This is a genomic window from Flavobacterium notoginsengisoli, assembly GCF_042686225.1.
Lineage (GTDB): Bacteria > Bacteroidota > Bacteroidia > Flavobacteriales > Flavobacteriaceae > Flavobacterium > Flavobacterium notoginsengisoli.
Map to the genome: position 1 here is coordinate 924099 of NZ_JBHUOT010000001.1, position 12268 is coordinate 936366.

At 41.2% G+C, this 12268-nt stretch carries 12 protein-coding genes; 5 read left to right on the top strand and 7 right to left on the bottom strand.

Features of this window, described 5'->3' with window-relative positions:
• Nucleotides 1–11: 11 nt before the first annotated feature.
• The 7 genes from ACFS3A_RS03935 to ACFS3A_RS03965 form a co-directional block, all read right to left on the bottom strand.
• On the bottom strand, nt 12–2516 hold the full coding sequence (locus ACFS3A_RS03935) for a TraG family conjugative transposon ATPase (protein WP_379824035.1): 2505 nt from the start codon (nt 2514–2516) through the stop codon (nt 12–14).
• Nucleotides 2513–2845, bottom strand: a complete 333-nt coding sequence (locus ACFS3A_RS03940) for a DUF4133 domain-containing protein (RefSeq protein WP_379824036.1) — start codon at nt 2843–2845, stop codon at nt 2513–2515. Before ACFS3A_RS03940 ends, ACFS3A_RS03935 begins: the two co-directional genes overlap by 4 nt.
• A gap of 12 nt (nt 2846–2857) precedes the next feature.
• Nucleotides 2858–3163 (bottom strand): DUF4134 domain-containing protein, encoded by a 306-nt coding sequence (locus tag ACFS3A_RS03945; RefSeq protein WP_379824037.1) that lies wholly within the window; start codon nt 3161–3163, stop codon nt 2858–2860.
• 211 nt (nt 3164–3374) lie between these two features.
• The gene (locus tag ACFS3A_RS03950) at nt 3375–4211 is read right to left on the bottom strand and encodes a hypothetical protein (RefSeq protein WP_379824039.1); all 837 of its coding nucleotides are present in this window, start codon (nt 4209–4211) and stop codon (nt 3375–3377) included.
• Between the two features lie 39 nt (nt 4212–4250).
• Complete coding sequence (locus tag ACFS3A_RS03955; protein WP_379824041.1) at nt 4251–4880, bottom strand: conjugal transfer protein TraD; 630 nt, start codon at nt 4878–4880, stop codon at nt 4251–4253.
• Between the two features lie 2 nt (nt 4881–4882).
• The gene (locus ACFS3A_RS03960; protein ID WP_379824042.1) at nt 4883–5284 is read right to left on the bottom strand and encodes a DUF3408 domain-containing protein; all 402 of its coding nucleotides are present in this window, start codon (nt 5282–5284) and stop codon (nt 4883–4885) included.
• 4 nt (nt 5285–5288) lie between these two features.
• The gene (locus ACFS3A_RS03965; protein ID WP_379824043.1) at nt 5289–6056 is read right to left on the bottom strand and encodes a ParA family protein; all 768 of its coding nucleotides are present in this window, start codon (nt 6054–6056) and stop codon (nt 5289–5291) included.
• A gap of 819 nt (nt 6057–6875) precedes the next feature.
• Between ACFS3A_RS03965 and ACFS3A_RS03970 the strand changes: the two genes are divergently transcribed.
• The 5 genes from ACFS3A_RS03970 to ACFS3A_RS03990 all read left to right on the top strand — a co-directional run bounded on the left by ACFS3A_RS03970 (nt 6876) and on the right by ACFS3A_RS03990 (nt 12246).
• A complete protein-coding gene (locus ACFS3A_RS03970; protein ID WP_379824045.1) occupies nt 6876–7424 on the top strand; it encodes a BfmA/BtgA family mobilization protein in 549 nt (182 codons plus the stop codon).
• A 3-nt stretch (nt 7425–7427) separates the two neighbouring features.
• Nucleotides 7428–8399, top strand: coding sequence for a DUF5712 family protein (locus ACFS3A_RS03975; RefSeq protein ID WP_379824046.1), 972 nt, complete (start codon nt 7428–7430; stop codon nt 8397–8399).
• Between the two features lie 113 nt (nt 8400–8512).
• Complete coding sequence (gene mobC / locus ACFS3A_RS03980) at nt 8513–10531, top strand: conjugal transfer protein MobC (protein WP_379824047.1); 2019 nt, start codon at nt 8513–8515, stop codon at nt 10529–10531.
• A 113-nt stretch (nt 10532–10644) separates the two neighbouring features.
• Nucleotides 10645–11880, top strand: a complete 1236-nt coding sequence (locus ACFS3A_RS03985; protein ID WP_379824048.1) for an HNH endonuclease — start codon at nt 10645–10647, stop codon at nt 11878–11880.
• Between the two features lie 42 nt (nt 11881–11922).
• Complete coding sequence (locus ACFS3A_RS03990) at nt 11923–12246, top strand: hypothetical protein (RefSeq protein WP_379824049.1); 324 nt, start codon at nt 11923–11925, stop codon at nt 12244–12246.
• The last annotated feature ends 22 nt before the right edge of the window (nt 12247–12268 follow it).

Sequence of the window (12268 nt, forward strand, 5' to 3'; positions counted from 1 at the left end):
ATTGTTATGGACTATTTATTTTCCTGCTCGCGCCGCCTGCCAGCGATCTGTTTGATGGCCAGCTCTACATTGCCGTCCAGTTCAGCAGCAAGCTCCATCACTTCCAGTTTTTCACTTTCTTCAGTGGTGTAGGCGAGATATTCCTCCAGGCTCACTTCGGTGGCATATACCGCAGAATTTGTACCGCCAAGTCCGATCCAGACTTCCTTGTAAAGCCTTGACGGATCATTGTTCATGTTAATGGAAAGCACCTGCGCCTTTTCCTTATCGGTCAGGCCGAGCATCGCCTGGATATCATCAAACTTGTTCATGTACTTGCGCTGGTCCAGAAGGATTTTACAGTCCGAATTGTTGATAATGCTTTCCTTGACTATAGGGGACTGGATAATGTCGTCGACCTCCTGCGTTACCACGATGGCTTCTCCAAAGAACTTCCTCACGGTCTTAAAAAGGTACTTCAGGTATTCTGCCATTCCTTCCTTGGCAATAGCTTTCCAGGCCTCTTCGATCAGGATCATCTTGCGGATGCCCTTAAGCCTGCGCATCTTATTGATGAAGACCTCCATGATGATGATAGTCACGATGGGGAAAAGGATTTTATGCTCCTTGATGGCATCAATTTCAAACACTATAAAACGTTTGGAAAGCAGGTCCAGCTGTTTGTCGGAATTCAGCAGGTAGTCATACTCGCCGCCATTGTAATAGGGTTCCAGTACATTAAGGAAATTGGCAATATCAAAATCTTTCTCCCTGACTTTTTTTTCCTCAAGCACCCTGCGGTAATCCCCCTGCACATACTCATAGAATCCATTGAAAGAAGGATTGGCATCATCGTGTTTGATCTTTTCGATGTAACCGCTGACCGCGTTGGACAATGCCACTTCTTCGGAGCGGGTGGGAGGCTCGTCATCACGTTTCCAGAGCGTGAGAATGAGTGTTTTTACGCTTTCTCTTTTTTCGATGTCAAATACACCGTCATCGGTGTAAAAAGGATTAAACGCAATCGGATTGTCTTCGGTATAGGTAAAATATACCCCGTCTTCTCCCTTGGTCCTGGCCTTGATAAGCTCGCACAAACCCTGATAAGAGTTACCTGTATCGACCAGAAGGACATGGGTTCCCTGTTCATAATACTGCCTGACCATATGATTGGTAAAAAAGGATTTACCGCTTCCCGAAGGCCCCAGTATAAACTTGTTCCGGTTGGTTATAATGCCGCGTTTCATGGGAAGATCCGAAATGTCAAGATGGATGGGTTTACCAGTCAGCCTGTCAGCCATCTTGATTCCGAAGGGCGAAGGCGAATTGTGGTAATTGGTTTCTTCTGTGAAAAAGCATAATGCAGGTTCAATGAACGTGTAAAAGCTTTCCTCACTTGGGAAATCCCCTGCATTTCCCGGCATTCCTGCCCAGTAAAGTGCAGCTGTATCAGTTGTGTTGTGCCTTGGCTTGCATTCCATCAGCGCGAGTGCGCTCCCGCAGTCATTTTTGATCTGCTTGAGCTGTCCGGGGTCTTCCGACCAGGCCATGATGTTGAAGTGGGCCCTAATTGAGGAAAGCCCAAAAGAATGCGCTTCATTGAGATAGCGCTCTATCCACTCTTTGTTGATCTGGTTCGCGCGGCTGTAACGGGCTAGGGAATGCATGTTTTTTGCAGATTTTTCAAACTTCTGCAGATTTTCCTCGCTGCTGTCCAAAAACAGGTACTGGTTGTAAATATGGTTGCAGCCCAGCAGCAGCCCGACAGGTGCGGCAAAGGACAAACGGCAGTCACTGCGGTCGGTTGACAGTTTTTCGTAACGCGTATCTGAGGATACTGCCGAAGGCAGGTCATCGGTATCCGAAAGCGTGTGAAGGCAGAGCCTTTTGCTGCCGATCCGAACCTGCTCACTGCCCAGTGCAATATCCTCAAGGGATGCTCCGGCTTCCCTTGAAAGGGTCAGGTATTGATCCAGTATCCCCTGTTTTTCTTCCGTACCGATTATGTCCTTTTCGCTCAGGCGCTGCAGGTTTATAAACCCGCTGTCGTTCACGATACGCTCAAACTGTGCCACCGCTTCCATAAAACGGTGTATCGTTTCCTTATCCCTGATTTCCCTGGGTATGAGCGAGCTTCTGCAGAGCGAAGAAAAATTGCTCTGCATGCTCATACGTTCTTTGGTGGTCTTGGTCAGAAACAGGTAGCAGTAATGGTTCAGGAACGGACGTTCGTTGAAATGACGCTGGTAGGACTTAGCTAAAAAGCTCTGGTCATTCTTTTCCATAGCAGGATCGTAACTTTCCTTTATATACCAGTCCTGTTTGTGCACCACGGTAAAATCAGGAAGTGTCTTGACTGCCTTATGCCACGCGCTGTGCATCGCTTCATATTCGGCTGAACCTACCGTAAAGAGTTCGGGCAGCTGAACGGCAAAGCAGGCTGTAATATCCGCGTCCTTAGAAACAATGCAGTTGTTCTCTACCGCCAGCAGGGGAAACCTGCTTTCCAGTGTAGTGGTTTTTGCTGTATTTCTCATATGGCGCTCGTTTTGGTGCTGGACTTCAAAAGGCAGCGTACAGCCCTGCGGGAGATAATATATCGGGGATGTCTTTTTCCTGCACCAGCTTTCATAAGTCCGTGCTCCCCGTACTTATTGTTCAGCGCGAAAGTCTGCCACACAATAACCGAAGCGCCTGCAGCTCCAAGAAACAGACAGATATAGGAACTGACCCCGGCCATGTATAAAACCATAACCAGGATAAGGGTTCCAAGCAGTCCGCCTGCGAAGATGAACAGGTACTGCGCTTTAAGTCCCCGGAATTCAACCGTTCTCCCAATTCCCTTATTAATACTGTAAGTACTCATAGCGGTACGGGATTAAAGGAAGAAGGAGCGCAGAATAGTCGCCGCTACAATCAGGAAGATACAGGCACCAAACCAGCTTGCAGCAGTTTTGCTGGTATCCGGATCCCCGCTGCTGAATTTGTTATACACCTTAACACCTCCGATCAGCCCTACCACGGCCCCGATGGCGTAGATAAGCTGTGTGGCGGGATCAAAGTAGGAGGTTACCATCTGGGTGGCTTCAGTAATACCCGCCGTTCCGTTTCCCTGGGCCCCTGCATTGAGACCTGCCAGAATTGATAATGCTGCCAACAGGATTTTTTTTCTTTGTTTTTTCATGACTAAATACTTTAGATTGTTGTAGTTATCCCGCAGGATGCGGGCTTCAGCAGCAAAAGTGTTATGAAAAAACGCTGGTCATATCCAGTTGGAAGCCAGCAGGATTACTTGGCTTGCAGTGGCAGTGCAGGGAGAAAAAAAGACATAAAAAAACGCCGAAATGATTTGATTTCGGCGTTTGTGTTTTTAATGGAAAGAGGAGTTGAAAATGCTAGATCTTTCGTCCCTTTTTACTTTGTAAAGCAGAATCGGACAGCTTTTCGTCTTGCTGAATTCTTTTTTCCTTCAGGTTCAGCTTTATGCTGTTTGGTATATTGGTTTGTTCCCAGGGGAGGATCAGGGCTTTAAAATTCATCTGATATTGCTTTTCTGATATACAGTGCGCAGGACCAAAACCATTTATAATATTGCAGCCGACCTTATCAAGCTCTTGAAGGTTTGGGAATTTTACTACTATGATCTCCTTTGGCAGTTCTGTAATTTTGAGATGGTCTATCTCCTGGAATTCATGTGTTGTCGGGTTATAGGGTATAATGTAGGCTTCGGCATTTGGGTCGTAATAATTTTTTATCTCCCTAAAATCTATGCCTTTAGATGAGAAATCGTCTTTCGGACGAAGCTTATTTATTGCAGTATCAACAAAAAAGGTTTGTCCCGCAATATCTAATGTGGGGAGTATTTTTTTGTTCCATCGTAAATCAAAAAAGCTGCCCTCCTGCATACTCAAGTCAGGATCGGTTCTGCCCGTTGCCTTGTCGATTATTTTAGTGTAGTTTTGGATAATTCCAACCGGGGGTGCAAAGTCTGTAAGATTAGGCATAAAACTGAGTTTTATATGCTTGTCATTTATAGGGCTGTTAATTTCTTCAAAAGGGACCATATTTTTAGTTCGGCTGTCATAATGAAAATGATAACCGTCGTCGTCATGAAACATTTCTTTAATATTTATTATGTTTTTAGGGTCGGCTTTTTCCCTCAGTTCTTCTTTCACTACGTCAATTATAAACAATGTTCCGCCAATGTCTATCTGGGGTTCTATCTTTTCCATATTGTGTTTTTGGTTAAATAATAAAAGGGATTATTGTCCTTAGACAAAATCCCCAATATTAAAATCATTTAATTCATCTTTACGCAGATTGAGACTTGTGTCTTCTTTTTCAGAAGAAAGGCTCCCGTCCAGCAGTGCTGCTATTTTACGGGAGGCGCTTTCTATGGAATTTTCCAGCAGGCTGAATAATTCGGTCCCCTGTATTTTCTGAACTAATGCTGTCGCTGTTTCCTGCTCGGAGTGCTCCAATCTCTCTTTTTGAAGCAGCATCCCCACGGAGCTTAGTTCTTCTAAGGTAACCCCTTGGGCGAAACCGTCATCACTGCCGGAGATTCCATAACTGTTCCATTCTTCCTGCTCTTCTCTCAAGTCAGCTGCATTTCTGAAAATAGCATTCAGCTCGTCTTCGGGAATTTGTGCAAAGAGATCTTCATTGATTTCAATATCAAAATTATCTGTTTCCTGCAGCTGTTTTTTATCTGGGATCTCAGCGGCGCGCTTTGGCAGTAAAAGGCTTCTTAAAGGTTTGGGATGACCCATGATATCGGGCAGTTTCGGATTCGTTTTTTCGTGCTTTGGTTTTTCCTGCTGGTCTTTACCAGCCGCAATTTTATCCTGCAGGAGCAGGGCAATAATTAGGAGCAGGCAGATAAGTATTACGGTTTCCATAATTATAAGATAGGTTTGTATTTATCGTTGAAACTTGTTGTAATCTGTTCTCTAAATTCCTGGAAATGATAATCGAGAAGATTGTCCAGATAGGCATAGATGGTTATTTTATCTTCGCCGATTACCTGCACGATCCGGGTCAGCTTCTCATGAAAATCAGGACGGATATATACTGTCTTGCCATCTCTTGCATTGGTTGCAGGCTTTTTGAAAAACAGGGTTTCATAATTCTCATCAGCTGATTTTGGTTCTTTGCTGCGCTGCTTTGGCATTGATTTAATCTGATCTTTGGTTTCTTCCTCGGGAAGCTGCAGTCCTTCTTTTTTTACCCCGTCCACCATCAGGCTCATCATCAGTTCCTCGTTGATTTCGGGATTGGACTTTTTCTTATTATCACTTTCCATAATCTTACAATTGAACAATTCTTAAAAATTCTGTCATAAATTGGTCTAAACGGCATGCTTTCATCAGGCGCTTATCAGCTGGCATTAAAGTGGAGCGGAAAACAGTTTTGGCGCCAGCTTCGCTTTCCTTACGAAAACGGGTGCTGTTCATGATCTGGCACTGCATCAGAGGTAATTCGAGCTCATCAATCAGTGTATTGTAAACTTCATACAAGGGTGAGCGTTCACGTCCGTCTACCTGATTCCAAAACAGGTTAATAGACTTGATTGATGTTTCTCCCTTTTTCATAATAACATCCCGCATCAGCTGAGTAAAAATGAGTGTACTTTCCATAACCACGCGGTCAGCGGTGATGGGCGTAAAAATATGATGCATCCCGGCAAGGGCTTTCAAAATCCCCGGAGTATTTACAGTTCCCGGAAGATCAAAAAAGATAAAGTCGACCGGTACAGGCACAGCTTCTAAAAAATCATACGCAGCCTGCAGTACACCCTCAGCCTTATGCTGGATGACGGGATACGCTTTTTTGTTAATGGCTGTAAACTGTTTAAATGCCGCCTTTTTTAAAAATTCATTTTCCATTACCATAGCAAGATCGCGGGTCTTCATTTTCATAAGACTGTATTGAGGAAAGTCGGCATCAAATACCGCTACATTATATCCCATTCGATAATGCAGATTACTGGCGGCCAGGGCCGTAAAAGTTGATTTGCCTACACCTCCCTTCTGGGAAGAAAAGGCAATAAATACTGTTTTGTGTTCTGTTTTCATTTTTATGGTATTTAATTATTTACTTATATCTGTAAGCAGGAACTTAGGTGTTTACCAACTGCTGTATGTATGCAGTCAGATAAATAAAACTGCAGATAGTCAGGCAGCTGGCACCATGCGTTAATAGGTACTTACTGCTGTCTGATAAAAGATACCTGCCTATATAAGTTTGTATGCTCAGAGTGGAGCAGTTATATATCCAGATCTGTAAAGGACTGCATCAGCAGCTCTGTAATTTTGTCTGCCCGTCTGGCTCTACTGATTTACGCATGGTCATTTGCGCATAAGCACCCGGATACATACTGCTGAAACTGCCTGACAGCTTAGCTGCCTGTTAACATCTTGATGCAGAGACAAAGAAATGCACATATGTATGTTCATTTTTACAGGCAGCGTACATTGGCGTTTTAAGGCAGTGTTTGGCAGTTTTGTATAGTAAAATGTTCTGAGTGAGTGAAATTCTGGTGCTTTTGTTTTTTAGGACGAAAATCGGAAGGGAATATTTTAGCAGGGTTAAAGGCGCTATATGGCATTTGGCGGCACACTTTGGCAATGCTGTACAGTATGCTCTTTTTACTTTCATGCCCTTACTTTGCAAAAGGTTTTACCCGCTCTTTAAAATGTTTTGAAAAAAGCAAGCGGGAGTTGGGCAGAGCCCTACTCGCTTGCCCCTTTGCTGGGGCTGCGGGGAAATTTGGTATACTCAGGGTATATTCACGGTACTCTAGAGCAATATGTATAAAGGATTTAGGTATACCATAAGGTATACCTCCAGCCAGTAAATGAATGATATGGATTTGCGTAAGAGAACATGAAATTATGAAAGAGAGAGAGACCAACAGCATCCGTTATCCCAAAGAAACAGATGATAAAATTCAGAAGCTGTCTGTAAACCTAAGGAGAAGCAAGAAAGAGCTCTTCTGCCAGATGGTGGATTACTTTTACCGAAGCAAAAAAGATCCGGCAGACCCAGGTGATGAAATGCTCAAGCGCGAGCTGTCTTCAGGAATCAGCCGTATAGTATCTTTTATTCGCCAGCAGGAGAAAGATTTTCTCCTGCCGCTTTTTAGCGATACAGCAAACTTGAAAACCGTTTTTTCAAGACAAGTTGAAATTCTCGAAGGGGTAGGCAGGCATCTTTTGGCCGAAAGTGAGAAGAACGCTGTTTTTGCAGCCCGGAGCGAAAAGATTTTAAATGGTATGAAATACCTGATCTCCAAACAGAAAGAGAAAGAACTGCTTAAAAAACAGTTCAGCGATCTGCTGGATTATTACATTTCCCAGCGTGAAGAAATGGGGTGGGGTACAGCCGGAGCAAAGAAAGAAGAACTTATGACCCGCGTAAAGAACTCACTCAACAACCTGTAAGTCATGTATATCAGCATTACGGATTCTGAGACAGGAAACAATAAAGCAGGCTCCAGACAATTGGTAAACTATCTGGAAAAGGAGAATCGCGTCTTAACTGAAGGCGGTATGGGAAGGGAATTATGGTTCAATACTGCAAGCAGGAAGATCCTGCCCCAGGAAGTGAGGGTTACAATAGACAATAATACAGCCAAGCTGGGCAGGAGTGATGCGAAGTTTTTCCTTGTCAACATCAGTCCAAGCCAGAAAGAAATTGCCTTCTTGAAAGAGCGGTACGGGGACAAGGGAGCAGAAGAGAAACTAAAACTATATGCTGTTCAGGTAATGGATGCTTACGCACATAATTTTAAACGCGCAGGAATTCACAACAGTAAAAATCTATTATGGTATGGCAAGCTGGAACGTTACCGCTACTACAGCTTTAAGGATCCGGAGGCGGCTCAAGGAACCGTAAAGTCAGGAGACCGCAAGACCGGGGAGCAGCTGCATCTGCAGATCATCGTCAGCAGAAAAGACATCTCCAACAAAATCAAGCTCAGTCCGATGAACAATTCCAGGGGCAGCAACAAAGAGCATTCCCAGAAGCTGGGCCAGTTTGACCGGGTTGCATTTAAAGCTTCGGGAGAATTGATTTTTGATCAAATGTTTGGTTTTGACCGCTTATTAAAAGAGACAATGGCCTACGCCATGACCATGAAAAATGGCAGCCCAGAGCAGAAGCGGGAAATTCACCTGCAGGATCATCTCCAAAGGAGTAATGCAGATTTGCACAAAGAGCCATCCCCTTATACAGGAAAGACTGTTCTTAAGGACAAAACCTTGGAACTGCAGCAGCTGATAGCCGGAATTGATTTCTCCCAAGCAGGCCTGTTTGACACTCTTTCTGCTTCAGATCCTTTGATTTATGAAAACATGGAAGATCAGATTTCGGACTTCAAGAAGAAAAAGAAAAAAAGACGTCCGCCCGGGATATAATCGCATCATGGTAAATCGCCAAATTCTTCCTTTCCCTGCCAAATAACGCCATATTATTAAGTTTGCTCTGCACCTGTTTTATATTCATGCCCGAATATTGAAAAAGTAAAACGATGCAGGGAGATGACGATTTAAGAGGACTTGCCAAGATTATGGGATTTATGAGAGCTGTAAGCATCCTCATAGTGCTGATGCATTTCTATTGGTACTGCTACGGTTTTTTTCTTGAAAAAGGATGGACACTGCAGACTATAAATAAAATTATAAGCGGGTTTAACCAAAAAGCAGGTTTGTTTATGCATGTGCTTTATACAAAGATTTTTGCACTGCTGCTGCTGGGGTTAAGCTGCCTGGGAACCAAAGGTGTAAAGAATGAAAAAATTACCTGGACGAAGATTTACAGCGCTTTAGGTGTTGGCTTTATCCTATTCTTTTTCAATACTCCATTGCTTAAGCTTTCACTGGAAACAGCTGCTTTGTTATATATCCTTACAATGGGACTTGGCTATATCGCACTTATGATGGCCGGTGTATGGATCAGCCGGCTTTTACGAACTAATCTTATGGAAGATGTATTCAATAATGAGAACGAGAGTTTTCAGCAGGAAACCCAGTTAATGTTAAACGAATATTCCGTTAATCTTCCTACCAGATTTTATTATAAAAATAAATGGAATAACGGCTGGATTAATATTGTCAATCCATTTAGGGCAACAATTGTGCTGGGTACTCCGGGATCCGGTAAATCATATGCAATTGTGAACAATTATATCAAACAGCAGATTGAAAAAGGTTTTTCCATGTATATCTACGATTTTAAGTTTGATGATCTCTCTACCGTTGCCTACAATCATTTATTGAAGCATCATGATAACTACAAAATCAAGCCAAAATTCTATGTTATCAACTTTGACGATCCAAGAAAAAGCCATCGCTGCAACCCGCTTAATCCTGAATTTATGACCGACATTTCAGATGCTTACGAAGCGGCTTACACCATAATGCTGAACCTTAATCGCAGCTGGATACAGAAACAGGGCGATTTTTTTGTGGAGAGCCCTATAATACTGCTGGCAGCCATCATTTGGTTTTTGAAAATTTATGATAACGGAAGGCATTGTACATTTCCGCATGCCATTGAGCTGCTCAATAAAAAGTATGCAGATGTCTTTACCATCCTGACCTCTTATCCGGAACTGGAAAATTACTTATCACCGTTTATGGACGCATGGCAGGGCGGGGCACAGGACCAGCTTCAGGGACAGATCGCATCAGCAAAAATACCATTATCAAGGATGATCTCCCCAAGTCTTTACTGGGTAATGACAGGTGATGATTTTTCATTAGACATCAATAATCCCAAAGAACCAAAAATACTCTGCGTAGGGAATAACCCGGACCGCCAGAATATATATTCAGCTGCACTCGGATTGTACAATTCACGTATTGTAAAACTGATCAATAAAAAAGGACAGTTAAAAAGTTCAGTAATTATAGATGAGCTGCCTACGATATATTTTAGAGGTCTGGATAATCTTATTGCAACTGCAAGAAGCAATAAAGTCGCAGTATGTTTAGGATTCCAGGATTTCTCACAATTGAACAGGGATTATGGGGACAAGGAGAGTAAAGTGATCCAAAATACAGTTGGTAATATTTTCAGCGGGCAGGTGGTAGGGGAAACTGCCAAAAATCTTTCAGAACGTTTTGGCAAGGTGCTCCAGAAAAGACAAAGTTTGTCCATCAACCGCAATGACACCTCTACATCCATCTCCACACAGCTGGACAGCCTGATTCCCGCTTCTAAAATTTCTACCCTGACCCAGGGCTTTTTTGTCGGGGCTGTATCGGACAATTTTGATGAGCGTATCGAACAGAAAATCTTTCATGCTGAGATTGTAGTGGATAATGAAAAAGTTGCAGCCGAAACCAAGTCCTATCAAGCCATACCAGAAATTTTATCCTTTGTCGATAAAAATGGTTGCGATAATATGAAACAGGAAATAGAAGCCAATTACCGGCAGATAAAACTTGATATTGTTCAGGTTATTGAAAGTGAACTGGAGCGTATTAAAAATGATCCGGACCTGCAGCATTTGGTGCAAAAGGATAGTCGCAAAGCGGATAAATAAATGTGATTATTAGCCGCCAGATCATTTTTAGATGCAACATCATTTTGATGATTTGTAAAATATTATATTTACCAATCAAAATGAGCTTTGATCACATATCATGGCCAGTCTGAATGAATTTTATTGATAACAAATTCAGAGCAGTATATATAAGCTCAACAAAAAGAGCAGCAGAAATAAATAAACCTATGGCAAAACTAATTCGGATTTCAAATACATCCTGGCAGCAGCCTTTTAAAGACAGAAAAAAAGAACTTCATCTATGGAATACTCAAACCGAAGTCGCTTCTTTCTGTAAATTAAAAAATGAAACGAAAAGATTATTGAACATAAGATTTGAAGATAGATTTAACATTGACATAACTCAAGAATTCCAAATAACAAGTTTAACGCAAATATATTTTCCTAAAGATTTACAAGATAAAATACAAAATATTATTTTTAATAATCCGGAATCTTATTTTACCGTCACTGTGCTCGATACTTCCGAAACCTTGTATACGCCATCAGACATTAAATGGTTTAAAAGCGTCACGAATGAAGAATTGCGAGAAGCGTATTTAGATTTTGATGAAAATACCTTCGTTTTAAATTTTCCTAATAAGCATAAAACAAATATTCTATCTCCTAATAAAGGTGAAATTATTCTTATCTATCAAAAAGTAAATGGTATTCCGGCATTTACTCATCTAGTTACGCCTGTAAATGATACACTTGTTGATACTGAGAGAATTAATTATAGATATGGTAGACTTGTAAAAATTATTGCAAAAACAAATAGAAATAATTATATCAATGTTTCTTCAACACTCTGGAAAAAAGTTAAACTTTCTGGTATTACTCAAGGAAATGCTTGTAAGATTGAAAATATTGGAAGCGCAGAAAATATTGATGAGCTGCAATTAAATATTTGGGAATGGTTTAAAAATTATTTTGTACCTAGTGAACGACAATCGGAAGCAATCACTTCATCGATTATTAAAGAATTAGAACTTACAAATTCAGATGTCACTGGTAAGGAAGGTGAATTGAAACTTATAACTCATATCGTAAAAGAAAGAAATCGGAAAATTGTTATTGAAAAAAAAAGACTGGCAGTTAAAAACAATACGCTCAAGTGTGAAGTTTGCTCATTTTCATTTATTGATGTCTATCAATCAAATTTTATAGAATGTCACCATATTACTCCAATTTCACAATCTGAAGGTATAATCGAAACCCGATTAGAAGACCTTGCATTAGTTTGTTCCAATTGTCACCGCATGCTGCACACAAAGTTCAATGGACTGTATTTATCAATCAGACAGTTACAAATTAGACTTCAAAATATCTGCAGACAAGAGAAGTAGCACATATTGATATTAAATGCTTTAAATAAAAACAAGATAAATATGATCGAAATAAATGCTTTTTTAGATGAAAACGTATCTTCCATTAAAAATATCATTGCAGAATTTGAAATTGATAAAGAATTTAGTTCACATGATTTTATCGAGAAATTTACAGACAAACATGAATCTGACTATATAGAAATGCTTGTCAAGTATAAAGGATCTGGAAATTCCTTTAGAACTGTTCACAGCCAGATAGCTTTATATTTAAGTTCAAAAAAGGAGTTCTTGGGAATTTATAAGACCCAAAGAAAAGAAAGTGAAAATGTAAGAGGCAAAATTGACTTTGTACAATGGTGGATAAGATCAAAAGCTAGCTTATAAAACTGTTTAACATAAATCATTC